This window comes from Pseudomonas sp. R1-18 (assembly GCF_051132095.1).
Lineage (GTDB): Bacteria > Pseudomonadota > Gammaproteobacteria > Pseudomonadales > Pseudomonadaceae > Aquipseudomonas.
The window spans coordinates 2,227,818-2,253,926 of sequence record NZ_CP071658.1; the positions used below are offsets into that span (position 1 = coordinate 2,227,818).

The following is a 26,109-nucleotide window of genomic DNA, read 5'->3' on the forward strand; positions in this document are numbered from 1 at the left end:
CAGGAGTTCAGGTCGCGCTTCGTTATCGCCGCCCGGTCCGCGTACTCACGTCCACCCACACCGCGAGCACCAGGATGCTGCCCTTGACGATCATCTGCCAGTAGCTGTCCACGTCGAGCATGGACATGCCGTTGTCCAGGCTGGTGATGACCAGCGCACCGAGAAGGGCACCGTATACCGTGCCGGAGCCGCCGCGCATGGAGGTGCCGCCAATGAAGCAGGCGGCGATGGCGTCGAGTTCCCCCATGCTCCCGGCCGACGGCGAACCTGCCGCCAGGCGCGCAGTATTGACCACGCCCGCGAGCGCACACATCACGCCCATGATGCCGAAGATCCATAGCTTGACCGCCTGCACGTTGATGCCCGACAGCCGCGTGGCCTCCATGTTGCTGCCGACCGAGTAGACGCGGCGTCCGAACACGGTCTGGCTGGTGACGTAGCTGAACACGCCCAGCAGCACCAGCAACAGCAGCACCGGCACCGGGATGCCGTCGTAGCTGTTGAGGGTGTAGACGAAGCCGGCCAGTACCGCGCCGATCAGCACCACGCGTAGCACGTCACGCACCAGCGAATGCGCCGCCAGGCCGTGGAACGCGCGGTTGCGACGTTGCTTCCAGGTCAGAAACAGGGTCAGTGCGAAGAGCACGATGCCAAGGCCCGTGCCGACCGTATGCGGCAGATAGCCCTGGCCAAAGTAGACCAGCTCCGGCGACACCGGCGCGATGGTCGTGCCGTCGGTGATCCCCAGCAACACCCCGCGAAACGCCAGCATGCCGCCCAGTCCCACGATGAACGACGGGATGCGCAGGTAAGCCGTCATGTAGCCATTGGCAAGGCCGATCATCAGACCGCAAAGAGCAACCAGGCTCAGGTTCGCCAGTAGCGGAACGTGATAAATAACGTCAAGTATCGCCGCCATGCCTCCCAGCAGGCCCAGTAATGAGCCGACCGAAAGATCAATCTCGCCACTGATGATCACCAGCACCATGCCGCAGGCCAGAATTCCGGTGATGGACATCTGCCGCAGCAGGTTGGAAAGGTTGCGCGGGGTCAGAAACCCGCCGTCGGTCTGCCAGCTGAAAAACAGCCAGATAATCGCCACGGCGATCACCAGTGCGAGCATTTTGTAGCGGGTGAAAAGTTGTTTGACCTGATTCATCTACGCGGACTTCCGATCATTATTGTTTTGGTCAGCGGTCTGGCTGATAGCAGCGGCGAGCACCTGTTCCTGGGTCAGTTCATGGTTGATGAAGTCGCCGCGCAGCCGCCCCTCGCCGATCACCAGAACCCGGTCGGAAACGCCGAGCACTTCGGCAAGCTCCGAGGACACCATGATGATCGACACGCCTTCGGCCGCCAGCGCGCCCATCAACTTGTAGATTTCGTACTTGGCGCCGACATCCACGCCTCGGGTCGGCTCGTCCAGAATCAGCACCTTGGGCCGGGTCAACAGCATCTTCGCCAGCACCGCTTTCTGCTGGTTGCCGCCGGACAGGCTGGTGATCGGCAAAAACGGGCTCGCCGTCTTGAGGTGCATGCGCGCGATTTCCTGGTCGACGCAGGTCAGCTCGGCTTCGGCGTCGATGCGCGTCAGTTTCGAGTAGTTGTCCAGCACGGCCAGGGTGATGTTCTGGCCGACGCCCAGATCCGGGATGATGCCCTGGCGCTTGCGATCCTCCGGCACCATGCACAGGCCGGCGCGGATCGATTTGAGAGGCGTGCTGGTGTCGATCTGCTGACCGTTCAGCCAGACTTCTCCTTCGTGGCGACCGGGGTAGGCGCCGAACAGCGCTGAAACCAGTTCGGTACGCCCGGCGCCGACCAGCCCCGCGATGCCGAGGATTTCACCGCGCCTGAGCACGAACGAAATGTCGTCGACCCGCTTGCGTCTGGGGCTGTCGACGTCATAGCAGGTGACATGACGCGCTTCGAAAATCACTTCGCCCACGTCGTGTGGCTCGGTGGGGTACAGGTTGCTCATTTCCCGCCCGACCATCTGGGTGATGATCCTCGGGATGTTCATTTCCGCCATGGCGGTCGTGGCGATGTGTTTGCCGTCGCGAATGACCGAAATGGTGTCGCACACCGCAGCCACTTCATCGAGCTTGTGCGAGATGTAGACGCAGGCGACGCCCTTGGCCTTGAGGTCGCGGATGATATCCAGCAGCACCTCGATTTCCGAGCGGGTCAGGGCCGACGACGGCTCGTCGAGGATCAGCAGGCGCGCCTGTTTATTCAGCGCCTTGGCGATCTCCACCAACTGCTGGTAGCCGCCGCCGTACTGCGACACCGGCAGCGAAACGTTCATGTCAGGTACTTTCAGCTCACGCATCAGGGCTTCGGCGCGGCGGGTCATGGCCGGGTAATTCATGCGCCCGCCGGGCAGCGTCAGTTCATGGCCCATGAAAATGTTCTCAGTGACCGACAGATCGGGAACCAGGGTCAGCTCCTGGTGAATGATGACAATGCCGGCGGCTTCGGTTTCGCGGATCGACTGCGCCCTGAGCGGCTGGCCGTCCCAGAGGATTTCCCCGTCCCAGGTTCCATGCGGGTAGACGGCCGACAGCACTTTCATCAGCGTGGACTTACCGGCGCCGTTCTCACCGCACAATCCGACGCATTCACCTGGCCGGACCTTGATGTCGATGCCGTTGAGCGCTTTGACACCGCCGAAGGTTTTGACGATGCCGTTCATTTGCAGCAAGTAGTCGGACATTGCGAGGGCTCACTGATAAACAGGCGTGGACAGTCATGGCTCATGCAGGAGCGAATCTGTTCGCGAAGGCGGCAGCCCATCCACAGTCATCCCGACTGACCTGGCGCCATCGCGAGCAAACCGGCCCCGCTCCAAGGCTCACGCGCAGGTCATTTCCCGGCCAGCTGTGCCTTGGTGTAGAACCCGTCCTTTTCGAGCAGGTCGATGTTGTCGCGGGTCAACGGCGTCGGGGTCAGCAGAATGGTGTCGACTTTCTTGCTGCCGTTGTCGTACTGCGAGCTGTAGGTCGGTTTCTCGTTGCGCGCCAGCTGCACCGACAGCTTGGCCGCCTCGGAAGCGATCAGTTTGAGCGGCTTGTAGACAGTCATGGTCTGGGTGCCATCGATTACCCGCTTGACCGCTGCCAGGTCGGCGTCTTGCCCGGAAATCGGCACCTTGCCGGCCAGCTTCTGCGCCGCCAGTGCCTGGATCGCACCGCCTGCGGTGGCATCGTTGGACGCCACGATCCCGTCGATCTTGTTGTTATTCCGGGTCAGCGCGTTCTCGACGATGCTCAACGCTTCGGTGGGGTTCCATTCCTTGACCCACTGCTGGCCGACCACCTTGATGTCGCCCCTGTCGATGGCTGGTTGCAGTACTTTCATCTGGCCTTCACGCAGGATCTTGGCGTTGTTGTCGGTCGGCGCGCCGCCCAGCAGGAAGTAACTGCCTTTGGGCGCTGCATTCAACACGCCACTGGCCTGCATTTCGCCGACCTTTTCGTTATCGAATGAGATGTAGGCGTCGACATCGGCGTTGAGGATCAGCCGGTCGTAGGACACCACCTTGATCCCGGCCTTCTTGGCTTCGGCAACGGCATTGGTCAGTACGGTGGCGTTGAACGGCACGATCACGATGACGTCGACACCACGTGAGATGAGGTTTTCGATCTGGGAGATCTGCTTCTGCTCATTGGCGTCGGCCGATTGAACGAAGACCTTGGCGTTGAGCTTTTCCGCCGCTGCCACGAAGTAGTCCCGATCCCGTGACCATCGCTCCAGGCGCAGGTCATCGATGGAGAAGCCGATCTTGGGGTTGGTCGCGTCGGCCATGGCCGGGATCGACAGCAGCGCCAGGGCGCTGGCAAGAAGCGTGCGTTTGAACGTGTTCATGGTAATGCGTCCTTTTATTGTTTTTGGAAGACACTGCGTGACGATGTGCATCGCGCCGATAGAACTGTAGAAAATTCCTACACGCTGCGCGGACAGATTTGTCGCGAGAATGTAACCGCCCCGCGATGGCGCGGGGCAGGCTGGCCGTCAGGTGTAGATGAACCGGTTGACGACGTTTTCCAGCATTTCCTGTCTGCCACTTACGGGCTGGGGGTTGAGCTCGTTGGCGAACGCATGTTCGGCCAGCGACTGGAGGCTGAATTCGCCGGCCAGCACGCTCTGGCCCAGCGGCTGTTGCCAACCGGCGTAGCGCTGATCCTTGAACTGCTGCAGCCGGTCGTCCTGCACCATGGCGGCCGCGCGTTCCAGAGACAACGCCAGGACGTCCATCGCCGCGACATGACCGTGGAACAGATCGATCTCGTCCAGGCTCTGACGGCGGACCTTGGAGTCAAAGTTGAAGCCGCCGTTAGCGAAGCCACCCGCCTTGAGAATTTCGTAGATCGCCAACGTCATCTCTTCGACGCTGTTGGGGAACTGGTCGGTGTCCCAGCCGTTCTGCGGATCGCCGCGGTTGGCATCGATACTGCCGAAAATCCCCAGCGAGGCCGCCGTGGCGATTTCGTGATGGAAGCTGTGGCCGGCCAGCGTCGCGTGGTTGGCCTCGATGTTGACCTTGATCTCGTGTTCCAGGCCGAACTGCTGCAAAAAACCGAAGACGGTGGCGGTGTCGTAATCGTACTGGTGCTTGGTCGGCTCCTGCGGCTTGGGTTCGATCAGCAGGTCGCCCTTGAAGCCGATCTTGTGTTTGTGCTCCACGACCATGCGCATGAAGCGACCGAGTTGTTCGCGTTCGCGCTTCAGATCGGTATTGAGCAGGGTTTCGTAGCCCTCGCGGCCACCCCATAACACATAGTTGGAGCCTTTGAGGCGTTGCGTGGCGTTGAGGGCACTGAACACTTGAGCCGCCGCGCAGGCGAACACTTCGGGGTCGGGGTTGCTGGCGGCGCCTGCGGCAAAGCGCGGGTTGCTGAAGCAATTGGCGGTGCCCCAGAGCAGCTTGACGCCGCTCTGCTCCTGATGACGCTCCAGATGGTCGACCATCTGTGCGAAGTGATTGCGGTATTCCTTCAGCGAGCTGCCTTCCGGGGCCACATCGGTGTCGTGAAAGCAGTAGTAGTCGATACCCAGCTTGGTGAAGAACTCGAAAGCGGCCTCGGCCTTGCCGATAGCCAGCTCCAGCGGGTCGCCGGTGCGCTGCCATGGGCGCTTGAAGGTCGCTGCGCCGAACACATCGGAGCCCGGCCAGACAAAGGTATGCCAGTAACAGGCGGCCATGCGCAGGTGTTCGCGCATGGGTTTGCCGAGGATGATCCGGTCGGCGTCATAGTGGCGGAAAGCGAGGGGCGAATCGCTGGCGGGACCTTCATAGCGAACCCTGTCGACATCGGGGAAGTACGGCATGTGGCAATGTCCTTTTGTTGTTCTTGGCGGTGTCTCGATACTAGCAACGGCCCCGCGTCCGCCGATTACGAAACTCACCAACAAAGAGTGCGATTTTGAGTATTGAAAAGCCACGTGGGTGCGCCTAGGCTCTGCCGACACCCAGGTGCTGACCGGCCAGGATAAAAATAATGAAAACCGTACCGCCCGTTCACCGCATTGCGCTGTTGTTCAACGGCAGCAAGATCTACGACCGCGGCATCATCAGCGGCATTGGCAATTACCTCAGCAGCACCCGCGCGTCCTGGGACCTGTTCCTTGAGGAGGACTTTCTCTGCCGTCTGAACGGAATCGAGCGCTGGCAGGGTGACGGGATCATTGCCGACTTCGACGATCCGCTGATTGGCGAAGCACTGTCAGGAATCAGGTTGCCGGTAGTGGCGGTGGGCGGCTCCTATCAGGACGAACGCGCCTATCCCAAAGGAATTCCCTACGTTGCCACCGACAATCAGGCGCTCATGACGCTGGCGTACGAGCATCTGATCGAGGCCGGGTTGACGCGATTTGCCTGCTTCAGCCTGCCTGAAGCACAAGCCAATCGCTGGGCGCAGGAACGGGAAAAAGCCTTTCGCCACCTGATGCAGCGCGACGGCCTGCACGTTGAGGTGTATCGCGGCATGGGCACCAGCGCGCCGCTGTGGGACAGCGCCGTCGAGCAGCAGATCGCCTGGCTGGAGAGCCTGCCCAAGCCGATCGGCATCATCGCGGTCAGCGACGCCCGCGCCCGGCAACTGCTGCAGGCGTGCCTGACCGCCGGAATCGCCGTGCCGGAGCAGGTGGCGCTGATCGGCATCGACAACGACCCGCTGACGCGCAGCCTGACCCGCGTGCCACTGAGCTCGGTGGTTCAGGGGACCGAAACCATGGGCCGTACCGCCGCCCGGCTGCTTCATCAGATGCTGCATGGCATGCCGTCCACCGGCATGCAGTTTCTGGTTCCTCCCGACGCGATCAACGTGCAGGTGTCCAGCCTGCATCAGCCACTGGGTGACCCATATGTGATGCAGGCGCTGCTGTTCATCCGCCAGTACGCCTGCCAGGGCATCAAGACCGCACAAGTGGCGGCCTATGTCGGCGTGTCGCGCTCGTCACTGGAATCGCACTTTCGTCAGGTGCGCGGCTGCAGCGTGCACGACGAAATCCTGCGCTTCAAACTCGCCGCCGCGGCCAGGGGGCTGAAAAACGCCGACTCGACGATTGCTGACACCGCCCGCAGCTGCGGCTTCAAATCGGCGCAGTATCTGCACACCGTGTTTCGCCGTGAGTTCGGTTGCACGCCGCGTGAGTACCGGCACGCCAACGCGAGTGAACTGTCAGACGGGGTTGCGGCCTTACCCTGACAAGCGCCGAAGGAGGCAACCTGATGAACAATGATCAATTCAATCAATACGACGGGGAACGCTTCCACCAGCAAGTGGCAGCCCAGCTGGGCATCACGGTTGAAGAACTGAAGACCTGGATGATCAACGACATCGAGCGCGTCACCGAAGGCGGCGACGAAGTCGGGCACATGGTGGTGTTCCGCGAGTCCACGCCTGATGAAGTCCTCGACAAACTCAAAAACAAGCAGAGCCGTTTCACTGCGATGACCGGCGTGATCGCCGAGGAGTGAGTGGCTGGCGCTGCTGGTCGGACTGCCCCGCGCGGCGCTCCTGAGAGTCGCGCCGCCCGATCTACTCAAATACCAGCTAAAGCTCCGCTGACGCGGTTATGCGCAGCACGTTCCCGGCGCGATCCGCAGGCAGAGCAAGCAGCTGACTATAAAACTCCGTGTAGATCTGGCAAACGGTGTCAGGCTCATCAAGATATCTGGATGGCTGCCGTAAATATGCGCGTGCCTCGGGCCAGCGCTCCGCGACACGGCGCAAAATCTCGTCCAGATCGGCTTCCGCTAACGGTCCGGGAGGCGGCGTGTCCTGAGCTTGGAGCGCTGCGCTGATCAGGCCGCTCCAACCATCCAGAACCCGGCGGGCCGTCTCTGACGGCACTGTTCGCGCTATCGTGCTCCCTGACAAAGACTGGCCGGCAATGAATGAAGCGCAGAGCTTCGCGTCGCTTTTCTGAATGGCAAGCACCATATCCAGGTTCGACCGCCAGAGTTGCACCAGCGCTGTTGCGGGAGCGTCCTGCGTGAACATATGGGTCAGAATCCGTCCTCGCTTACGCGCCATCACGTCAAACCGGGCAAACGTCTCTACCGTCGCGAGGGCCTGCGATGCGGCGGCAAGTTCGCCCTGATAGAACTCGGGGTCGGCTTGAGATAAAACACGAAACAGCATCATCTCCTGCAGATAAGCATCCAGCTGTCCCTCTTTTCTGAGTTTTATCAGCCGAGCATCGATAAAGCGTCCCGCTGGCGCTGTGGCTGTGACAATGCGCTCACGTGTGAGCTCGTCCGGGGTGGGGAACCACATGTCGGCAGAACCGGTGTTCATGACCCTGTCGATGAAATCGCGAGTCACGCCCTGATCCAGCAGAGAACGACGATAACTGTCGACTAACACCTGTGGAGCGGTATCGGACCCGTAGAGGAACGCACCGTGATAACCCAAGCGGCCCCGTTCGCCCAGCCAACGATCCTTGCCAGCGCCAAATACCAGCGAACAGGCGCTCAGGCACTCTGCATTGGTGTAGGTGTCAAGATTCTTCTCCTGTATCAGGCGGGCCATGGCCATGGCGACGATGAGCGTTCCACCGTCACTGTCAAGTTGGATGGTTTTGACACCTGGGTGTTTGGTGAGCGCCTGTTCAAAATCTTTCAGGCTCGCGGAGGACAGGCCGCCCGACACTTCCAGTTGGTCGGGAGCAAGCAGCGTTATTTGAAGGGCCGGCAGGGCTTGCGGGTTCAACGCGAACTGAATCCCTGCCTTGATTGCTGGATAAAGGTCGACCGTGGCCACGTAAACCGAGTAGGACACGCCAACGGTCAATAACAGCCGTAATGCCGTTACCCAGTGCTGCTTGCCACCGCGCTGCTTGTGCCGATTTGCCGAACGCGTTACACCGACGACTTGCCAGACGCTAAGCATCAGCAGTCCTGCAAGTATCAGGATCACCGCGATTATTGTGGTCATCGGGCTTGGCGGATGGCGTAGCATCAGCCAGTAAAGAGGAAGCAGCAGGCCCAGGCACACCAAGGTCAAAAGGATCTCATTGACCCAGAAAGCCTTCACCAGCGACAACTCACCACGCCAGTGGCGGATCACATAGTGGCGCCGGCGTACGGCTACGAGTGGGTTGTCTAGTCGATCCATGACGGAAGTGTTCCTTGAGCATTGTTAAATGATTGGCGCGCACAGGGTTGCACCAGAGATCGTTGGCCGTGACCGGTATTACTTTGCTGCAGGCATTGCCTCCCTCATCTCGGAAAAAAACCTCTGCAATGCCTGCGGCGCCTGCCCGAACGCCCGCAAAAACGCCTGCCGCAGGCGTTCCCGGTCACCGAAGCCGGTTTCTCTGGCGATCACTTCAATCGGGTGGCGGCTGGTTTCCATCAGCGCGCGCGCGGCTTCCACTCGCAGGGACTCGATCGCCTTGGCTGGCGTCTGCCCGGTTTCCTCGCGAAATACCCGGCTGAACTGACGTGGGCTGAGCCGTGCCACAGCCGCCAGTGCTTCGACGGAGAGGTCCTCGCGCAGGTTTTCGCGTGCGTAAGCCAGCGCCAGCTGCACGCGATCGGACTTGGGGTCCAGTTCCAGCAAGGCGGAGAGCTGCGACTGTTCACTGCCTCGACGTTGGGGAATGACCAGCTTGCGCGCCACCTGACGGGCGAGGTCTCTGCCCAGGTCGTTCTCGACCATCGCCAGAGCCAGATCGACGCCTGCGCTCATGCCGGCGCCGGTCCACACCTGGCCGTCGACGACGAACAGTTTGTCCTCGTCCAGCTGGATCTCCGGGTAACGCTTGCGAAACGCAGGGGCGTGCAGCCAGTGCGTGGTTGCGCGTTTGCCCGCCAGCAGACCGGCTTCGGCCAGCACGAAGATGCCCATGCACAAGGACACCACGCGTCGCGACTGGGCGGACGCAGCCTTTACGAACTCGGCGAGGCTGGCTTCCGGCAATTGAAACTCCAGATAGCCGCTGACGATCAGCGAGTCGTAGCCCTCGGGCCGGATCGCTGTGGAATTGACCGAGAAGCCCTGGGACGACATCACCGCGCCGCCGGTCTCGGACACCAGATGGAATTCGTAGGCGGGCTCACCGCGCAGCAGGTTCGCGCACTCGAACACTGAGCCGATGGAGAGGCTCAGCGACTGGAAATTCGGATACACGACAAGGGCAACGCTGTGCATGGGCCTTTCCCCGGGGACATGTGGGGTGTCGATTGTCTGCGCCGCACCGGTTGCTGGCAACGTGTTTGTCGCCGGTCATGCGTGTCCGGAATCCTTGCGGATACGACATTGTGAGCGCAGGCCCCGACTCCTAACATCTGCTCCAACGGCTGAGACGACTGGTCTACTCAGCGAAGGGAGCGATAAACATGAACGAGCGCAAAAACGCCAGGCAACACATTCTTGCAGTCGCTCAGCAGATCGTCGGCAAGAAAGGATTTTCCGCGGTGGGCCTCAATGAAGTGCTCCAGGCCGCGCAAGTACCCAAGGGCTCGTTCTATCACCACTTTGCGTCGAAAGACGCGTTCGGCGAGGCGCTGCTGGAGGACTACTTCGAGAGCTACCTGGCCGACATGCGGCTGATCTTCGCTGGCAGTGAGCCAGAAAGCCGCAAGCTGCTGACGTACTGGCAGCGCTGGACCGACAACCAGTCAGGCCAGAACGATGCCGGTAAATGTCTGGCGGTAAAGCTGGGCGCGGAGGTCGCGGACCTGTCCGAGTCAATGCGTCAGGCCCTGGACCGCGGCACCTCGCAGATCATCCAGTGTCTGGCCGGCGCGCTGATGCTGGGTCAGGCGCAGGGGTCCCTGCGACTGGAGCAAGAGCCCGAACCGCTGGCAACACAACTGTATGCGCTGTGGCTGGGCGCAAGCGTCATGGCAAAGATCACCCGTACGTCCTTGCCTTTCGATCAAGCCTTGGCGATGACTCGACAGGCACTGGGCACTCCCGAATACATCTGACTCACTTATCCCGAGGAAACAGCAATGAAAGTATTAATGGTATTGACCTCTCATGACCAACTCGGCAACACCGGTCGTAAAACCGGCTTCTGGCTCGAAGAGTTCGCCGCGCCGTATTACACGTTCAAGGACGCCGGTGCCGAGATCGTGCTGGCATCGCCGGCAGGTGGCCAGCCGCCGCTGGACCCGAAAAGCGATGAGCCGGATTTCCAGACCGAACTGACCCGGCGCTTCAAGGCCGACCCCGCCGCCCAGCAGGCGCTGGCAAACACTGTGAAGCTGGAAACCGTAAGCGCTGAAGATTTTGACGCGGTGTTCTACCCGGGCGGCCATGGACCGCTGTGGGATCTGGCCGAGTCAAGCGTATCGATCGCCCTGATCGAAGCGTTTCAGCGCGCCGGCAAGCCGACCGCGTTCGTCTGCCACGCACCTGGCGTGCTGCGCCACGTCAAGGCCGCCGACGGCCAGCCGCTGGTCAAGGGGCGTCGCGTCAGCGGCTTCACCAACTCGGAAGAAGAGGGCGTAGGCCTTACCGACGTCGTGCCTTTCCTGATCGAGGACGAATTCCAGGCGCTGGGCGGGCGGTATGAAAAAGGTCCCGACTGGCAGTCCTTCGTCATCGAAGACGGACTGCTGATTACCGGACAGAACCCTGCCAGTTCCGAGGCCGCCGCTAAAGCGCTGGTCAATCGCCTGTCCTGATCCGCCCCGTCCACGCACACACACGAACACGCATAACCCCCGACCGCCGCGCGATTCTCGAACAGACATCGACAGTCTGTTCGCTGGATCGACGCGCCCGGACTTTCATGGCGTCGAGAACGCCAGATACCAAGGAGAATCGTCATGGCTGCCGTATTTGAAGAGAATGTTTCCGCCCAACCGTTCAATGGCCCTTATTACCTCAGCATCGCCGGCCAACTGGTAGAAACCGAGGCCACGTTCCCGGTGGTCAACCCTGCCACGGGAGAGGTCTTCGCCCATGCTCCAGCCGCCACCGCCGAGCAGCTGGACACTGCGATCAGCGCCGCCAAGGACGCCTTCAGGGGCTGGTCGGCGCTTGGCTACGAGCGTCGCCAGGCGTACTTGAATGCGTATGCCGATGCGCTGCAGGCACATCGCGACGAGCTGGCTCAGCTGCTGACCCTTGAACAGGGCAAGCCGCTCAAGACCGGGGCCGAGCCGGAGGTCGATCAGTCCATCTCATGGATTCGCCAGATCGCCGCGCGACGCATTCCGGTCGAAATCGTGGAAGAGAACGACAGCCACATCGTCGAGCTGCATCACACTCCGCTGGGCGTGATCGGCGCGATCACGCCGTGGAATTTCCCGGTGTTGCTCGCCTTGTGGAAGGTCGCGCCGGCCTTGATCACCGGCAACACCATGGTGATCAAACCGTCGCCCTTTACGCCGTTATCAACCCTGCGCTTCGGCCAGATCGCGCAGAGCGTGCTGCCGCCAGGCGTGCTGTCCATTGTGTCTGGCGGCAACGAGCTGGGCCCGCAGATGACTGCTCATCCGGACATCGCCAAGATCAGCTTTACCGGTTCCACCGAAACCGGCAAACACGTCATTCGTTCGGCGGCCGCAACCATGAAGCGCCTGACGCTGGAGATGGGCGGCAACGACGCCGCCATTGTGATGCCGGACGCTGACTGGCAGTCCATTATCCCTAAGTTGTTCTGGGGCGCGGTCGGTAACTCCGGGCAGTGGTGCGTCGGCATCAAGCGCCTTTACGTCCACCGTTCTTACCATCCGGCCTTCGTTTCGGCATTCGTCGATTACGCCAGGCAGCAGAAGATGGGCAATGGCATGGACCACGACGTCACCATCGGCCCGGTGCAGAACAAAATGCAGTTCGACAAGGTCCGGACGTTCCTCGACGACATTCAGCGCAACGGCCAGGATGTAGTGCTTGGCGGCAGCGTCGACGAGAGCCGGCCGGGCTACTTCATCCCCGTGACAATCGTGGACAATCCACCGGAAGACGCGATGATCGTCCAGCAGGAGCAGTTCGCGCCAATCGTGCCGATCCTGGTCTATGACGACATCGAAGACGTAATCGCGCGGGCCAACGACACCCCGTACGGCCTGGGCGGTTCGGTCTGGGGGCGAGACACTCAGGCTGCCGTGGCGGTCGCCAACCGTCTGGAAACCGGCATGGTCTGGGTCAACGAGATTCACACCCAGGGCGTGGATATTCCGTTCGGTGGCCACAAACAGTCCGGGCTCGGCACCGAGCATGGCGTCGAGGGACGCGCGCTGTTCACCAACCCGAAAACGGTGCTGATCAAGAAGTAGCCCGCAGCACTAAGCATTGCCTACCGGCGCCAGCAACTGCTGGCGCACTTGCTGGGCCAGCAGCGCGGGCAAGGCCACGTAACCCAGTTCCCTTGCGCTGTTTTGTCCGTTGGCCAGTGCCCAGGCCAGAAAAGCCCGGGCACGGCGGTCGCCGCTGGACCGGGGTTGCCGGTTCAGCAAGGCCAGAACAGTAGCGACAATCGGGTAGCTGGCTTCGCCCGGCGCGTTAATGAACTGCGGTTGGGTTTGTTCACTGGCCTTCCACGGCACGGCTTGGGTAGCGGCTGCGATGGACTCGGCGTCGGGCGCGACGAAGCGCCCGGCGCTGTTTTTCAATTGGACGACCTGCAGTTTGCTGGCCTGGGCTTGCACGGCGTCGAGGTAGCCGATGCTGCCCGGCGTCGCGGCCAGCTTCTGGGCAACGCCAGCGCTGCCGCGCGCGGCATTGCCAACCGGCCAGTGCACCAGGGCGTCGACGCCGACCGCTTCAAGCCATCCGGCATCCTGCGTCGCAAGGTAACGGGTCAGGGTGTAGGTGGTGCCCGAGCCTTCGATGCGCTGGACGGGTTCGATGACCTGGTCCGGCAACGCAATATCGGGGTTGAGGGAAATAATCGCCGCGTCGTTCCAGCGCGTGATCCGGCCTCGAAAGATCGCGGCCAGCGTCACGCCGTCGAGCCGCAAGCCGCCCCTGACGTCTGGAAGATGGGTAACGATGGCAACGCCGCCTGCCACCACCGGTATCTGGATCAACTCATGTCGGGCAAGCTCCTGCGCCGACAACGGCAGCTCACTGAAAGCGAAATCGACCGCCTTGGCTTGCAGGCGCAGTAGCCCTGCCTGTGAACCGACGGCTTCGTAGTCCAGTGCCGCGCCACCCAGCAGGTCACCATCAAGCCCGGCACTGCCGGCTGAAAGCTCGGTGCCGACAGGCCCGCCACGGTACAACTTGAGCCATTGCCGAACCAGCGGCAGGACGAAGGTAGAACCTGCGCCCTGCAACAGCGCCTGACCGAACGCATCCTGTGCAAGCGCTTGCGGCAGGAGGCATGTACCCAGCGTGCCGGCGCCCGCCAGCTGAATGAACCGGCGACGCGTGATGGAAGATGCCTGGCAGATGTCCATGGCTGTCCTCAAACGGGTTTGGCAAGCATGCCCGCAGGCGGATGGTCAGCAGCGCCCGAGCTTCCCTGGTTCAGCTCTCGCGAAACGGTCAAGCGCTCGTCGTTGATGCGCTGCACCAGAGTGATCGCGCGTTTGGCGCTGCCGAGCAGTGTCAGAATTGCACCGCGTTCGTCCCAGCCCAGCTTCTGTTCGTTTTGCAGACAACGCTCGCGTAGTTCGGCGAGCTTGTCGGCGTGAGCCTGCGGAAGGTAGATACCCTGTGGGCCGTTTTTCACAACAGGCTCGACGATGTCCAGGAGCGCTGTGACGATGGCCTGGCCGTTCGCGGAAAACAGTTGGCGCTCGATACGCCGCGTGATCTGCGACAGCGTTTCGGTCAGGCTGGCGTTGAAATCCTGCTCCTCGATCAGGCTGGCGAGCAGGTTGGTCTGGCGCGAGCTCAGGTCGTTGTTGAACATCTGCGCGGTATACGCGCGGATTTCCTGACTGAGGGTATCGAGTGCCTGCTCATGTTCGGCTGCGTTCTTCAACGCGCTGCGCTCGCCACGAGCAGCGGCAAGCAGCAGGCCCGCGCCCTGGGTATACCGCGCCAGTTCCTTGCTCACCGCAGCCACGCCGCTGTTGACGTCGCTCAGGGCGCCGCGGTCCAGATAGCGGGGCACGGCGTAGTCTTCTTCGGTGTTTCGGCTCGCGCCAACGCGTGACAGAACGCGGTCGAATACGCCGATGAAGGGGAACATCAGCGCCGTATTGAAGATGTTGAAGCCGATGGAGTAGACGCCCACCGCTACCGGAACCAGCGGGAAGGTTTCCTTGCCGTCGACCACGACTGACTTGGCTACATCCATGCCGAACAGGCCCATGGTCCACTGCAACAGGTCCATCGACAGGAAGAAGAGCGGGAACATCACCGCCACGCCGATCACGTTGAACGAGATATGCGCATAAGCCGCTCGCTTGGCGTTCTTCGACAGGTTGAGCGAAGCCAGCCAAGAGGTAACAGTCGTGCCCAGATCGGCGCCCAGCGAAAAAGCCACGGCAGTCTGCCAGTCCAGAACGCCCGCCGCGCCCAGGCCCATGACTATGCCGATGGTTGCCGAGGACGAGTGGATCATCGCCGTGATGCCCGCCGCTGTCAGCACGCAGATGGCCAGCCCGCCGAAGCTGTCGGCCTGCAGGCTGGAGATCACGCTCATGACCTCGGGCAGGTTACGTAACGGCTTGAGTCCGCCGGTCAGCAGGTTGAGGCCGTAGAAGATCAGCGAAAAGCCGATGATCGTGAGCGCGATATTCCGGACCTTGTCGCTCTTGCTGAACACATAGACCAGCGCGAACAGCCCGGCGAATATAAGCCCCAGCGGTCCCAGGGGCAGGGCAATCAGGCCGTTGCCGAGCGTGGTGCCGATGTTGGCTCCCATGATCACGCTGATCGCCGGTCGCAGCCCGACGACGCCCGCGTTGACCAGCCCGACCACCATGACGGTCATCGCGGTGCTCGACTGCAGAACCCCGGTAATCATGGTGCCAGCGGCAAGTCCTTTAGTGGGCGTGCCCGCCAGTCTGGCCAGCCAGGCCCGCATGCGGTTGGCGGCCAGATTGTTGATGCCGTCGGACATGAACTCCAGCCCAAGCATGAAGATGCCCAGCCCGCCAATGACGGGCACCAGCAATTCCTTGAAGATGTCGATATCCAAGACCCTTCTCCGATAGAGGGAGCGATTGCCAGCGCACATCTCGCCCACCGGCGTAAGCCGGTTGGCGCGCAGGGTTCGAAGACTGAACGCTAGAGGGGACGTGTGACGGTTCAGTGACAGCCTGGCTGCTGGATGGGCCTGGGCGACAGCCGGTGCGGCGATGGTGGTCAGCTATTCGAAGGAAAAACATCGTGCGCGGTTGCAATGCCCGCCGCGCTCCGGCACATCACTCGGATGCAACGCTGCCCTCGGCGTCGGATTCAGCCGCCAGCTTCAGGCGGTCAGCCTTGCTGATGTACTTCTTCTTATTGGGCGGTGCCAGCTTGGCACTGGCTTTTTTGGCATGGGCTTTGAGCAACTGGTTGATCTTTTTGCGACGATTCATGGCGTTCTATCCAGCGTTTGAGGATCGGATGATATCAGCTTGAACCAGGGGCGAAGGGACCACGCGAATTTGACGCCATCGTCGATAACCTGCATATTTCGCTCGGTTACGCTCGATGATGAGCGGTTATGCAGGTTTTGATGCATGACAACAGTTTCTGAAGTGTTTCCCGGCGAACGTCAGCAGTTGATTCGAGAACGCCTGGCCCGCTATGGCAGGGTCATAGCAGCAGACCTTGCGAGCGAGTTCAACGTTTCGGAGCACTCCGTACGCCGCGATCTGAGCGCGCTGGCGGCGGCCGGTTTGTGCAAGCGGGTGTATGGCGGCGCTATCCTGATGCGAGAAGCTGAAGGCCCGATCGAGGCACGGGTGTTGCAGGATACTTCACGCAAGGATCGCCTCGGCCAGGCAGCGGCTGCGCTGCTGACCGCGGGGCAGCACGTCTTCATCGACGCCGGGTCGACCAACCTGGCGATTGCCGCTGCCATCGACCCTGAACTGCAACTGACCGTGACGACCAATTCGCCGTTGATCGCGGTGCAGCTGATGAAGCTGCAATCGGCCGAGGTGATCCTGTTGGGTGGCCGCCTCAATCCGGTCACCGGTGGCGTCACCGGCTTGCGGGCTGTGCAGGAACTGCGGCAGTTCAACTTCGACCTGTGCTTTCTTGGCGCCTGCGCCATCGACCCGGCCAATGGGGTGACCGCATTCGGCCTCGACGACGCCGATTTCAAGCGCGCGGTAGTCGCCGCGAGCGGTCAGGTAATCGCGGCGGTGACCAATGAAAAGCTGTCCAGCGTCGCCCACTATCAGGTGGCGGAGTGCGAGGAAGTCGCGGCCCTCATCGTGGAACACGACGCACCGCGTGAGCGCCTGGACCCGTTTCTGGGCCGGATTTCCAGTGTGGTGAGCGCGCGGTAAGGTATGGCGGGCATCGATGCCTTTTCCAGCCCCAAGCCTTTCAAACCCAGGCCTCTTTCAACCCCAGGCTTCTTTCAGTACCGAGCGGAACAGTTCCGACAGCAACAGCTCGACCTCTCCGCGCTCGCTTCGTGTTGGTCTGATGGTCTCCAGTCGATCCAGCTCACGCTCGATGAACCGGTGAATCGGGACGACCTGCGGCGATAGACCCATCTCGGGCGACGCACGTTTTACCGCCAGCAGGTCATCGATGGCCTGCTGGAGCCCCGGGTCGTTTTCAATAACGTCTCGCAGTTTGTCGAACTCTATGGGTGCCGGCGTCCCGAATCTTTCCAGCCACCGTACGGACAACAACGGGCGCAGCACGTAAAAGTATTTTTTCAACGGCACCTGAGGGGTCTGTAAATAGCCCCGAAAGTTGGTTTTCGCCATGCTGCGGTAGTGGTAAATCCCGCTTTCGACCGAATACACCTGCGCAAGTAACTCTTTCGCTCGCTCGTGAAAACTTCCCGAGTGCTCGTAAACGATGTCGGACTGAACCCATTCAACGAAGCCCGGATTGGATTTCCAGAACAGGCGAAGCGCCTTGCGAAGATCCCAGCCGTTGATGTCCATGTCATCAACGATGGGATATTCGATGACGTCCCTTTGCTCTTCAAGGCCGACAGAAAGGTACCACTCGGGCCGATTCACGTAGATAAACCGCGCATCGTAATCGCTGTTGGGGGAAGCGAAACCCCAGGCGCGACTGCCTGATTCCACCGCCAGAAGTACTTTTACCTCATGCTCCCGTTCGGCCCGGCGAAGGCGGCCTCTGATTTCTTCCTGAATGGCCATGTCGATCATGAAATTGCTCTGACTGAATACATTTGCACTGCACGCTACTTGCCCGGCAACGCCCTGTCCAGTGCGCCTGGCGGCACAGGCTGTTTCAGGAACCGCAGCACCTCACCGCTACCGGAAGGTGCCGCGTAGCGTCAGCATGTGGTTGCGCGGTTCGCCGTACCAGTTGGTGGCGGACGTAGAGCCCACGGTTGCGTAGTAATGCTTGTCGAAGAGGTTGTTGGCGTTGTAGGTGAGCGTCCAGTGCTCATCCACCTCGTACTCGGCCAGAGCGTTCCAGACAGCGTATCCGGGCTGGCTGAAATCGTAAGCATTGGTCGCGCCGCCTGAAGTTACGGTGCCTCGGAAGAAGTTCGAGCTCTGCACGTTGGCGCCGCCACCGATCTTGAATTTCGACAGCGCACCGGGCAGTCGGTAGGTCGAGAACAGTTTCAACAGATGTTTGGGCGTCTGCGTGTTGAAGGTGTTGCTGGAGCTTCTGTTCTGGTTGATGTTGAAGGTGTAGCCGGCCATCAGCATCCAGTCGGGAAGTACCTCGCCGGAAATGGCCATGTCGATGCCTTTGCTGACTACCTCGCCGCTGCTTATCCAGCAGCAACTGCCGGCGAAGGCAAAATCGTCGACAGGATAGCTCGGGTCGCGGACGCCCTGATTTTCCCGCTTGGTGTAGTAGAGCGCGAGGCTGGTGTCGACCTTGCCGTCGAACAGCTCGCCTTTCAGACCCGTTTCATAGGTGGTGCCAACCAGAGGCTCCAGCGTACGCCCGGCGCCATCTTTGAGACTGACCTGGGGTTTGTAGATCTCCGAGTAGCTGCCATACAGCGACCACTCTTCGTTGAGGTCGTAGACCAGCCCACCGTAAGGCGTCAATTTGGTCGGCTCGCGCATGTCGATCGCTGACTGAGCAGTCCAGGTCGCGCCGGTGCGTGTCCGGTACAGCTGCTCGAACGAATAACGCTGCGCTCGCGCTCCGAGGATCAAATGCAGGGGTTCGGCCAGCTGCAGGCGCACGCTGCCGTAGACACCGTATTGGGTCTGGTCATTGGGTTGGTAGTCGCGACTGTAATTGCGGTCATTTGGCGGCTCGGGAAACGGCGTGCTGCCCGGATCAAAGACGTTGACCGGGCCGCCGGCGCTTGGGTAGCGCGTCGTACCTTGCCAGCGGCTGGAGATTTCCTGATAGTCGGCGCCCACCACCAGATCATGGTGCAGACCAAGCAGCTCGAAAGTGCCCGACAGGTTGGTGTCCCACATCCGCTGCTGGTTTTCCTGCTTCACCGAGGTCCCGAACCAGCTGAGTCCGGTGCCTGTTGCAGGATTGATCCCCACACCGTTGGTGGTGGCGGTCTTGAAATAGCCGTTATCCCAGATATCGGTGTAAGAGATGTTCAGCTTCCAGTCGTCGTTGAGGTAGTGGTCCACTTTGGCGAAGATTTCCCGGCCGGTGGTGTCGGTATAGGCCCAGTTCTGCGTCAGGCCGGTGCTGCGTGGCAGGCCAATGTCGGAACCGTCGAGGTAGCGGGGCAGCGAACCCTGCGTGCCGTTTTCGTGGGCTTTGTTGTAACGAAAGCCTGCGGTCAGCGTCGTGCTCTCGGTCACATCCGCTTCCATGACCCCGTACACGAACGGTTTTTCGGTGCTTCGGTTATCGGTGAAGTATTGCCGGTCGGTGTTGGCGACCACCAGTCGCCCGCGCAGCCGGGTGCCAAACGCAATGGGACCGGTGACGTCCAGCTCCTGGCGATAGTTATCCCAGCTGCCGGCCGATGCCGTGAGCTTGAGCTGGTAAGCGTCGAGCGGGCGCTTGCGGACCATGTTGACGATACCGCCGGGGTCGCCCGTACCACCGAACAGCGCGGCAGCACCACGCAGCACCTCAACGTGATCGAATTCGGCAAGGTCGTACACGTTCGACGAGTAGAAGCTGCCCAGCGAGGTGCCCAGTGCCATCGGGGCGGCACCGTCGAGCTGGATGTTCTGAACTGGAAAACCGCGAGAAAGAATTTCAAACGTGCGGTAGGTATTGCTCTGCAAGGTGATGCCGGGCGTCACCTGCATGGCTTCGTTGATGTCGGTCAACTGGCGGTCCGCGATCAACTGCTGGGTCAGTACCGAAACCGTCTGCGGCGTTTGTCGCAGGCTGACGGGTGTCTTCGAGCCGACGCTGACCAGACCTGGCCGGTAAGAGGCGGAGTTTTCGGTCGCCTGCCCCATGCCCTGGCCGGTGATGGTCGTCGCATCCAGGTCCAGCACGGCTGTCGATCGGTTGACCGGATGAAGCTGCCAGCCGCCAGCGTCGCTGCGGGATGGCGCGAGGCCGCTGCCCCCCAGCAGGGCGTCGAGGCCCGATTGCACCTCATACTCGCCTCGCAATGCCGGCGCCTGTTTCCCCTGAACAAGCGTCGGGTCGAAGGGAAGCGTGATGCCGGCAACCTGGGCAAAGCGATTCAGCGAATCCTCCAGCGGGCCGGCGGGCAGATCGTAGCGCCGGAGCTCGGTTTGTTCGGCCTGAACGCTGAAGCTTGCAATCGATGTGCTGGCAAGGCCCGCGCACAGGACACTGCGCATGGCGAGCGCCAGGGTGGTTCGACAGGACGGTCGGGATTGGATCGAGACGGATGACATGAATGACGGGCTCCATTCGAATGGCAGGGTGTTTTGCCTATCTGTCGAACAAACGAGGAAAACCCGCAGTGTTTTTTTGAGAAATTTGCTATCCCGCTCAGCGCGCGACGATGCGCGTCCAGAACGGTGCCAGGCGTTCGGCCCTGACCGGCAGCGCATCGCTCAGGGCGCTTATCGCCTGGTCGATGTCATCGAGCTGGAACACCCCGGAGATTTCCAGCGCGGCTATCTCTGGATCGCAACTCAACCAGCCGCGTCGATAACGCGCGAACTCCTGCACCAGTTGCTCCAGGCGCATGCGTCTGGCAACCAGTTGGCCTTGCGTCCAGGCGCTGGCGTTCATGCTGCTGGTCTCGACCCTGCGGCTGCCCTCGAGGTCGATCAGGTATTCCTCACCGACAGCAACGCGAACGGTCTGATGGCGTTCATGAATCGCCACCACGCCTTGCTCGACCCGCAGACGTGTGCTGTTGCGGTCTTCCCGAACGCCGAACGCAGTGCCGATCGCTTGAAGCCGCGCATGGCGGCTCTCGACCCATAGGCTGCGCACCACGCTTCCGGCGGCCGCATCCGGCCCTGTGGTAACGAATACTTCGCCTTGTCGCAGCGCGATCAGTCGCCGCTCGGCGCTGAATTGTATGTCCACAGCGCTAGCGGTGTTGAGGAGCAGACGTGTGCCGTCACTCAGGTTGATCTCACGGCGTTCGCCAACGGCAGTGGCGTAATCCGCCCCCCAACTGGCCGGTGCCCCTTGGCGCAACGCCATCGCCCCGGCTCCGCTAATGAGCAGGCCGACACCCAGCAACTTCAAGGCATTGCGTCGACCGACGCTCTGGGTGTGCAAGCGCTCAAGGGTGTCCAGCGCGATTGCGCTGGTAGAGCCGGGCAGGCTCTGGAACACCGAACCGCTGCTCTCGAGCGCTTGCCACGCCGCTTCGTGCAACGGATCTGCCTGACGCCAGCGCAGACACGCCTCGCGGGCCCGATCGTCTGCGCTGCCTGACTGCATTCGCACGAGCCAGCTGATGGCCTGGTCGAGTACTGCATCCGGCAGCTTCACCTGTGGACCTGGGTTCATTGCTGCGCCAGATAGCAGTGACGGATCGCACGGGCCATGTATTTTTCCACCGAGCTGAGGCTTACGCCAACGCGCCTGGCAATCTGCTTGTAGTCCATGCCTTCAAGGCGTGACAGCAGAAATGCCACTCGCACTTTGGGCGGCAAGCCGTCCAATAGCGCATCGATACGTGCCAGGGTTTCGAGCAGGATCAACTGGTCTTCGGGCGATGGCGCCTGCGCTTCCGGCAGGTGCGCGAGCGTCTCGCGATAGGCGCGCTCGACCCTCTGGCGTCGAACGCGGTCGACCAGCAGGCCGTGCGCCACCGTGCTGAGCCAGGCCCGTGGCTGGCGCAGCTCAGGGAGGCGCTCCGGTTTGCCGAGGATGTGCAGGAAGGTGTCGTGCGCCAGGTCAGCCGCGTTGTCGCCATGGCGTAGTCGTTTGCGCAGCCAGCCGAGTAGCCAGTCGTGATGGTCCAGGTAAAGCGTGTGGACATCGACGTGAGGAGCAGGGGAAGCGGATGGCGGCGTCACTGCGACCTCTACACGACAATAAGATGCATTTGAGAATACATCGCATTCTAGTGGAGGGCTGGTGAAGTGGGCAAGCGTCTTCTGTTTGCAGCGGGCTGCGCCGTGCCGCCCAGGCAGGCTTCGCAACCTGTCGAGAGCTCCGGCAAACGCTGGCGGGCAGGACGGACTCGAAGGCGTTCTCGGTATTCCCTGCTGGAATACGCCCATGAAAATCATGAATTTTATTTCCTGCCGCGCATCTCGTAGCGTGGGGTCTCTTGCATAAGGAGATGAACCATGAATGATGCCCGCCTGCGTTTGTATGTCGATGCCCAGTTCACCAGCCCCTACGCTATGTCGGCGTTCGTGGTGCTGCGCGAGAAAGGTATCGAATTTGATGTACGCACGCTTGATCTGGATGCGTCTGAGAACCGGACCGAGGACTATGCCCGGCTTTCGCAAACGCAGCGGGTACCGACGCTGGTGCACGACGGGTTTGCCCTGTCTGAGTCGTCGGCAATCACTGAGTATCTGGAAGAAGCCTTTACCCAGTCACCTGTCTACCCGTTGGGCGTGAGACAGCGAGCCAAGGCCCGACAAGTTCAGGCCTGGTTGCGCAGCGACCTGCTGCCCATTCGCCAGGAGCGATCTACATTGGTGGTGTTTTACGGTGTCAAGGCACAGCCACTGTCAGCCGCCGGCGAATCGGCGGCGCGCAAGCTGTTCAGCGCTGCACAAACGCTGCTCGCAGAGAGCCCTGAGTACCTCTTCGGTCAATGGTCGATTGCCGATGTCGACCTGGCCTTGATGCTCAACCGGCTGATACTGGGCGGCGACAAAGTGCCGCAGGAGCTGGTCGAGTATGCCCTGCGCCAGTGGCAGCGCCCCGCGGTACAGGAGTGGGTGAAGCTGCAAAGGCCTGCGCTGTAACGGCATTTCTGCGCCGTGGCGCGGTCTAGAGGGCTTGTCTGCCCGCTCCACAACGAGTGGGCCATTGTGCCTTAGGCGCCGGCAGCAGACCCGGCCTGAACAGCGAGGAAACGTTGGATATCAAACCGTCTTTGTCCTTTGATGAGCGTGAACTGGCGCAGGTGCACCGTTTCAACAGGAAGCTGGCATGGCTGCCACGGTTCCGGATCCGCAATCGCGTTACACCGGCGCTGATCCAGGCGCTCCTGCGCGTCGGCCAGTTGGGCGGCGATGCGAGAGTCGCCCGGCAAGGCCTGCGCGTTGAAAGTAAAACGGTCGGCTTCGACGGCGTGCCGGTCGCCGTACGTATCATCAGGCCCAAGGGTAAGCCCAAAGGCGTGGTGCTGGATTTCCATGGCGGTGGGTGGGTCATCGGTAACGCGCAGATGAACGATGACATGAACATTGCCATGGTCGAGGCGTGTGAAGTGGCCGTGGTGTCGGTCAATTATCGGCTCGCCACTTCAACGCCTATCGAGGGCCTGATGGATGACTGCCTGGCTGCCGCATGCTGGCTGTTGAGCGACGATTGCGAGGAGTTCACGGGTCTGCCGGTTATCGTTGTCGGCGAATCGGCAGGCGGGCATCTTGCGGTTGCCACTTTACTCAATCTGAAAACCCGGCCCGGGTTTCTCAAGCGTATCTGCGGCGCGGTCCTTTATTACGGCGTCTACGATCTGACGGGTACGCCCAGCGTGCGTGCCGCGGGTCCCGACACGCTGGTGCTGGACGGGCCCGGCATGGTCGATGCGCTTCGCATGCTGACGCCTGGGCTCAGCGATGAACAGCGCGGTCAGCCGCCGTTATCGCCGCTCCATGGCGACTTCACTGATTTCCCTCCGGCGCTCATGTTCGTCGGCGAGCTGGATCCGCTTCGCGACGACACGCTCCAGCTGGCGGAGCGCTGGGACGACTCGGCCACGGTCGAACTGCACCGGCTGCCCGCTGCGCCGCATGGCTTCATTCATTTCCCGACGATCATGGCGGGCAGGGTGCTTGGCTACAGCAGGGCCTGGATATCGAGCCGGATTGCCGCGCCGGAGTGCGGCCTGCGCTCGGGCGAAGCTGATGTGGCCGGCGGGAGCGGCCGGCACTGACCTCGCAGCGCCGCCTTGATGCTACCGCTGCGAGGATCGCAGTGGCGGAGTGCGAGGCGGGATCAGGCGCTTGCTGCCCGTGGACTCGAACGCCGAGGCAAAGCGCAACAGATTCGAATCGTCATACGCGCGCCCCGCGAACGTCAGCCCGACCGGCATGCCGATGTCCGCCATGACGCCCATGGGCACGGTGACAGTCGGCACCCCCAGGTGGCGAATGGCGAGGTTGCCGTTGGCGACCCACACACCGTTGCTCCACGCGATATCGGCCGAGTGTGGGTCCACATCGGCGTTCGCCGGGCCGACATCGGCCACAGTCGGGAACAGCACCGCATCCAGGCCGAGCGCCTGCATCCAGTCTTCCAGATCGATGCGCCGGGTCTGCTCCAGGCCACGCAGGCCATCGGCCAGGGTAGGGATCTCGTTCCAGGGCGTGATTCCGCGTTCGGCCATCCGGACATATTCATCCATGCCGGCTGCCAGATCGTCCTCACGGTTGGGCAGGGTGCCGGGATCGTGGGGGAAAATCTTCGCGCCATCGACGTCGGCCAGACGATTGAGTTTCGGATCGTCATTTGCCCGCAGGAAGTCATCGAACGCCCATGCCGACAAATCCCACAGTTCATGGTGCAAAAACTCTTTGGACACCAGCCCGCGGGTGAACACGGTCGGCGCGCCGGGACGGTCTCCTTCACAATTGGACACCAGCGGGAAATCCACTTCGATAACCTCGGCACCAGCCGCTTCCAGCAACCGGCGCGCGTCCTGCCAGAGGTCGATCACTGAAGGCCGAGTGTTGATGCGCTGGCCGGTCGGCCCGCCGATGCCCGGTTTTTCCGAGGTGCCGGCCAGCGGATCAGCATTGATGTACATGCGCGGCACGCCGAAACGCTTGCCGACCAACACCTCGGAACCCACGGCCAGCTCTGCGTAGCTTGCCGGTCGTACCGAGGCGACGCCCGGAATCGGAACCCAGGGCTGCATCCGCCACAGGTCGCCGCGCGGGTCGGGATCCTCCGCGACCACCACATCGAGCACTTCGAGCAGGTCAGCCATGGTTCTGGCGTAGGGCACTACTACATCCATGGTCGGCGTCAGCGGCCAGTTGCCGCGAACCGAAATCACGCCGCGCGAGGGGGTGTAGGCGCACAAGCCATTGTTGGAGGCGGGGCCGCGACCGCTCGACCAGGTTTCTTCCGCCATGCCGAAAGCGGCGAAGCTTGCCGCTGTCGCAGTGCCCGCGCCGTTTGATGAGCCGGAAGCAAAGGGCGCGGTGAGATAGTCGGCGTTGTAAGGGCTTTCCGCGCGGCCATAGACGCCGCGTTGCATGCCGCCGTTGGCCATCGGCGGCATATTGGTCTTGCCCAGGCAGATCGCTCCGGCGGCACGCAGCCGGCCGATGGTAAACGCATCACGCTGCGCAACCAGATCGGCGAACGCCGGGCTTCCCGACGCAGCGGTCAGGCCTTTGACCAGATAACTGTCCTTGGCGGTGTAGGGGATGCCATCCAGCGGCCCGAGCAATTTGCCTGCGGCCCGGCGCGCATCCGAGGCTTTTGCCTCTTCAAGCGCATCAGGATTGCGGACCACCACGGCGTTCAGCGCGGTAGCGGTGTCGACGCCGTCATAGGCGTCTATCCGTTCCATATAGGCCTGCACCAGCTCAACGGCGGTGGTGCGACCGGACGCAAGGGCGCCGCGCAGTTCGGCAATGGAAACTTCAGTGACTTCGATCATAGGGACCTTACCGCTTGCTGACGGAAAACGGCACAGGCGCTTTCAGCAAGCTGAATGTGGCGCGCAATGGCGGTGTGTGGCTCAAGCTGAATGTTCATGGCAATTTCTTCATCCGCTGCAATGCGATACGGGAGCTGAATTCATCGGCAAGCTTATCCGCAGCGTATGGCCCGGACAAAATTATTCTGCGCTGGCGTCGACTCTTGCAGCTGAGGATGGCGATTTTATTCCTATGCTAAACCTAATTAGAGTTATGTTTATGGCTCTGTTAAACTCGCCGTCCGGTCTTTTTTGGGTGTCGTCATGTGCTGGTTTGCATCAGTGCGGCCACGCCGCAGTAAGGGGCTTCGACAATCAAAACGGCGTTTCGCTGGTGTTTACGGCATTGATGGCTTGATT

Annotated in this window: 23 protein-coding genes; 9 read left to right on the forward strand and 14 right to left on the reverse strand. The window is 61.6% G+C overall.

All coding sequences use genetic code 11. The annotated features are described in order from the left end of the window. Positions 1–22: 22 nt before the first annotated feature. The 4 genes from J3P77_RS10370 to xylA form a co-directional block, all read right to left on the reverse strand. Positions 23–1,159, reverse strand: coding sequence for a sugar ABC transporter permease (locus J3P77_RS10370; RefSeq protein WP_434681517.1), 1,137 nt, complete (start codon positions 1,157–1,159; stop codon positions 23–25). Continuing rightward, the gene (gene xylG / locus J3P77_RS10375; RefSeq protein ID WP_434681518.1) at positions 1,160–2,716 is read right to left on the reverse strand and encodes a D-xylose ABC transporter ATP-binding protein; all 1,557 of its coding nucleotides are present in this window, start codon (positions 2,714–2,716) and stop codon (positions 1,160–1,162) included. It abuts the gene before it with no gap. Between the two features lie 149 nt (positions 2,717–2,865). Next, positions 2,866–3,867: a D-xylose ABC transporter substrate-binding protein gene (gene xylF / locus J3P77_RS10380; RefSeq protein WP_434681520.1), complete on the reverse strand. Its 1,002-nt coding sequence runs from the start codon at positions 3,865–3,867 to the stop codon at positions 2,866–2,868. Positions 3,868–4,014: 147 nt separating this feature from the next. Continuing rightward, positions 4,015–5,331 carry a xylose isomerase gene (gene xylA, locus J3P77_RS10385; protein ID WP_434681521.1) on the reverse strand — a complete coding sequence of 439 codons (1,317 nt, stop codon included), beginning with the start codon at positions 5,329–5,331 and terminating at the stop codon, positions 4,015–4,017. Between the two features lie 170 nt (positions 5,332–5,501). Here xylA and J3P77_RS10390 point away from each other — a divergent pair, with 170 nt between their 5' ends. Then, positions 5,502–6,710, forward strand: coding sequence for a XylR family transcriptional regulator (locus tag J3P77_RS10390; protein ID WP_434681522.1), 1,209 nt, complete (start codon positions 5,502–5,504; stop codon positions 6,708–6,710). A gap of 23 nt (positions 6,711–6,733) precedes the next feature. Next, a complete protein-coding gene (locus J3P77_RS10395; protein WP_434681523.1) occupies positions 6,734–6,982 on the forward strand; it encodes a hypothetical protein in 249 nt (82 codons plus the stop codon). A 76-nt stretch (positions 6,983–7,058) separates the two neighbouring features. On the opposite strand, the gene J3P77_RS10400 is transcribed toward J3P77_RS10395, so the two are convergent. Both J3P77_RS10400 and J3P77_RS10405 read right to left on the reverse strand, forming a co-directional pair. Continuing rightward, positions 7,059–8,624, reverse strand: a complete 1,566-nt coding sequence (locus J3P77_RS10400; RefSeq protein WP_434681524.1) for a hypothetical protein — start codon at positions 8,622–8,624, stop codon at positions 7,059–7,061. 78 nt (positions 8,625–8,702) lie between these two features. Next, positions 8,703–9,662, reverse strand: coding sequence for a GlxA family transcriptional regulator (locus J3P77_RS10405; RefSeq protein WP_434681527.1), 960 nt, complete (start codon positions 9,660–9,662; stop codon positions 8,703–8,705). A 188-nt stretch (positions 9,663–9,850) separates the two neighbouring features. Between J3P77_RS10405 and J3P77_RS10410 the strand changes: the two genes are divergently transcribed. The 3 genes from J3P77_RS10410 (at position 9,851) to J3P77_RS10420 (ending at position 12,745) form a co-directional block, all read left to right on the forward strand. After that, positions 9,851–10,444 carry a TetR/AcrR family transcriptional regulator gene (locus J3P77_RS10410; RefSeq protein WP_434681529.1) on the forward strand — a complete coding sequence of 198 codons (594 nt, stop codon included), beginning with the start codon at positions 9,851–9,853 and terminating at the stop codon, positions 10,442–10,444. Between the two features lie 24 nt (positions 10,445–10,468). Continuing rightward, positions 10,469–11,146: a type 1 glutamine amidotransferase domain-containing protein gene (locus tag J3P77_RS10415; RefSeq protein ID WP_434681531.1), complete on the forward strand. Its 678-nt coding sequence runs from the start codon at positions 10,469–10,471 to the stop codon at positions 11,144–11,146. A gap of 144 nt (positions 11,147–11,290) precedes the next feature. Beyond that, positions 11,291–12,745 carry an aldehyde dehydrogenase family protein gene (locus tag J3P77_RS10420; protein WP_434681533.1) on the forward strand — a complete coding sequence of 485 codons (1,455 nt, stop codon included), beginning with the start codon at positions 11,291–11,293 and terminating at the stop codon, positions 12,743–12,745. 9 nt (positions 12,746–12,754) lie between these two features. Here the strand turns inward: J3P77_RS10420 and pstS are convergent, their stop codons facing one another. From pstS to J3P77_RS10435, 3 genes are all read right to left on the reverse strand, one after another. Further along, positions 12,755–13,870: a phosphate ABC transporter substrate-binding protein PstS gene (gene pstS, locus J3P77_RS10425; protein WP_434681535.1), complete on the reverse strand. Its 1,116-nt coding sequence runs from the start codon at positions 13,868–13,870 to the stop codon at positions 12,755–12,757. Positions 13,871–13,878: 8 nt separating this feature from the next. Further along, positions 13,879–15,564 carry a Na/Pi cotransporter family protein gene (locus tag J3P77_RS10430; RefSeq protein ID WP_434681538.1) on the reverse strand — a complete coding sequence of 562 codons (1,686 nt, stop codon included), beginning with the start codon at positions 15,562–15,564 and terminating at the stop codon, positions 13,879–13,881. 226 nt (positions 15,565–15,790) lie between these two features. Further along, entirely contained in the window at positions 15,791–15,949 is a 159-nt protein-coding gene (locus J3P77_RS10435; protein WP_434681540.1) for a DUF2986 domain-containing protein, read from the reverse strand. A 144-nt stretch (positions 15,950–16,093) separates the two neighbouring features. Here J3P77_RS10435 and J3P77_RS10440 point away from each other — a divergent pair, with 144 nt between their 5' ends. Then, the gene (locus tag J3P77_RS10440) at positions 16,094–16,870 is read left to right on the forward strand and encodes a DeoR/GlpR family DNA-binding transcription regulator (RefSeq protein ID WP_434681542.1); all 777 of its coding nucleotides are present in this window, start codon (positions 16,094–16,096) and stop codon (positions 16,868–16,870) included. Between the two features lie 57 nt (positions 16,871–16,927). Here J3P77_RS10440 and J3P77_RS10445 read toward each other — a convergent pair whose 3' ends face one another. The 4 genes from J3P77_RS10445 to J3P77_RS10460 all read right to left on the reverse strand — a co-directional run bounded on the left by J3P77_RS10445 (position 16,928) and on the right by J3P77_RS10460 (position 21,928). Then, on the reverse strand, positions 16,928–17,707 hold the full coding sequence (locus J3P77_RS10445) for a nucleotidyltransferase domain-containing protein (RefSeq protein ID WP_434681544.1): 780 nt from the start codon (positions 17,705–17,707) through the stop codon (positions 16,928–16,930). Positions 17,708–17,824: 117 nt separating this feature from the next. After that, positions 17,825–20,281, reverse strand: a complete 2,457-nt coding sequence (locus J3P77_RS10450; protein ID WP_434681547.1) for a TonB-dependent siderophore receptor — start codon at positions 20,279–20,281, stop codon at positions 17,825–17,827. Positions 20,282–20,435: 154 nt separating this feature from the next. Continuing rightward, positions 20,436–21,416 carry a FecR domain-containing protein gene (locus J3P77_RS10455; protein ID WP_434681549.1) on the reverse strand — a complete coding sequence of 327 codons (981 nt, stop codon included), beginning with the start codon at positions 21,414–21,416 and terminating at the stop codon, positions 20,436–20,438. Then, on the reverse strand, positions 21,413–21,928 hold the full coding sequence (locus tag J3P77_RS10460) for a sigma-70 family RNA polymerase sigma factor (protein WP_434681551.1): 516 nt from the start codon (positions 21,926–21,928) through the stop codon (positions 21,413–21,415). The genes J3P77_RS10455 and J3P77_RS10460 overlap by 4 nt, the downstream gene beginning before the upstream one ends. A 276-nt stretch (positions 21,929–22,204) precedes the next feature. Here J3P77_RS10460 and yfcF point away from each other — a divergent pair, with 276 nt between their 5' ends. Both yfcF and J3P77_RS10470 read left to right on the forward strand, forming a co-directional pair. After that, the gene (yfcF, locus tag J3P77_RS10465; RefSeq protein WP_434681552.1) at positions 22,205–22,837 is read left to right on the forward strand and encodes a glutathione transferase; all 633 of its coding nucleotides are present in this window, start codon (positions 22,205–22,207) and stop codon (positions 22,835–22,837) included. A 113-nt stretch (positions 22,838–22,950) separates the two neighbouring features. After that, positions 22,951–23,973, forward strand: coding sequence for an alpha/beta hydrolase (locus tag J3P77_RS10470; protein WP_434681554.1), 1,023 nt, complete (start codon positions 22,951–22,953; stop codon positions 23,971–23,973). Between the two features lie 21 nt (positions 23,974–23,994). Here J3P77_RS10470 and J3P77_RS10475 read toward each other — a convergent pair whose 3' ends face one another. Beyond that, positions 23,995–25,710, reverse strand: a complete 1,716-nt coding sequence (locus J3P77_RS10475) for an amidase (RefSeq protein ID WP_434681556.1) — start codon at positions 25,708–25,710, stop codon at positions 23,995–23,997. Here J3P77_RS10475 and J3P77_RS10480 point away from each other — a divergent pair. After that, positions 25,697–26,107, forward strand: a complete 411-nt coding sequence (locus tag J3P77_RS10480) for a hypothetical protein (RefSeq protein ID WP_434681558.1) — start codon at positions 25,697–25,699, stop codon at positions 26,105–26,107. The two genes, J3P77_RS10475 and J3P77_RS10480, sit on opposite strands and share 14 nt — an antisense overlap. Positions 26,108–26,109: the final 2 nt, after the last annotated feature.

Bases quoted from the DNA above. Each gene is read 5' to 3' on its own strand.
- J3P77_RS10370 (WP_434681517.1), bottom strand. From the start codon at position 1,159: ATGAATCAGGTCAAACAACTTTTCACCCGCTACAAAATGCTCGCACTG.
- xylG (WP_434681518.1), bottom strand. From the start codon at position 2,716: ATGTCCGACTACTTGCTGCAAATGAACGGCATCGTCAAAACCTTCGGC.
- xylF (WP_434681520.1), bottom strand. From the start codon at position 3,867: ATGAACACGTTCAAACGCACGCTTCTTGCCAGCGCCCTGGCGCTGCTG.
- xylA (WP_434681521.1), bottom strand. From the start codon at position 5,331: ATGCCGTACTTCCCCGATGTCGACAGGGTTCGCTATGAAGGTCCCGCC.
- J3P77_RS10390 (WP_434681522.1), top strand. From the start codon at position 5,502: ATGAAAACCGTACCGCCCGTTCACCGCATTGCGCTGTTGTTCAACGGC.
- J3P77_RS10395 (WP_434681523.1), top strand. From the start codon at position 6,734: ATGAACAATGATCAATTCAATCAATACGACGGGGAACGCTTCCACCAG.
- J3P77_RS10400 (WP_434681524.1), bottom strand. From the start codon at position 8,624: ATGGATCGACTAGACAACCCACTCGTAGCCGTACGCCGGCGCCACTAT.
- J3P77_RS10405 (WP_434681527.1), bottom strand. From the start codon at position 9,662: ATGCACAGCGTTGCCCTTGTCGTGTATCCGAATTTCCAGTCGCTGAGC.
- J3P77_RS10410 (WP_434681529.1), top strand. From the start codon at position 9,851: ATGAACGAGCGCAAAAACGCCAGGCAACACATTCTTGCAGTCGCTCAG.
- J3P77_RS10415 (WP_434681531.1), top strand. From the start codon at position 10,469: ATGAAAGTATTAATGGTATTGACCTCTCATGACCAACTCGGCAACACC.
- J3P77_RS10420 (WP_434681533.1), top strand. From the start codon at position 11,291: ATGGCTGCCGTATTTGAAGAGAATGTTTCCGCCCAACCGTTCAATGGC.
- pstS (WP_434681535.1), bottom strand. From the start codon at position 13,870: ATGGACATCTGCCAGGCATCTTCCATCACGCGTCGCCGGTTCATTCAG.
- J3P77_RS10435 (WP_434681540.1), bottom strand. From the start codon at position 15,949: ATGAATCGTCGCAAAAAGATCAACCAGTTGCTCAAAGCCCATGCCAAA.
- J3P77_RS10440 (WP_434681542.1), top strand. From the start codon at position 16,094: ATGACAACAGTTTCTGAAGTGTTTCCCGGCGAACGTCAGCAGTTGATT.
- J3P77_RS10445 (WP_434681544.1), bottom strand. From the start codon at position 17,707: ATGGCCATTCAGGAAGAAATCAGAGGCCGCCTTCGCCGGGCCGAACGG.
- J3P77_RS10450 (WP_434681547.1), bottom strand. From the start codon at position 20,281: ATGCGCAGTGTCCTGTGCGCGGGCCTTGCCAGCACATCGATTGCAAGC.
- J3P77_RS10455 (WP_434681549.1), bottom strand. From the start codon at position 21,416: ATGAACCCAGGTCCACAGGTGAAGCTGCCGGATGCAGTACTCGACCAG.
- yfcF (WP_434681552.1), top strand. From the start codon at position 22,205: ATGAATGATGCCCGCCTGCGTTTGTATGTCGATGCCCAGTTCACCAGC.
- J3P77_RS10475 (WP_434681556.1), bottom strand. From the start codon at position 25,710: ATGATCGAAGTCACTGAAGTTTCCATTGCCGAACTGCGCGGCGCCCTT.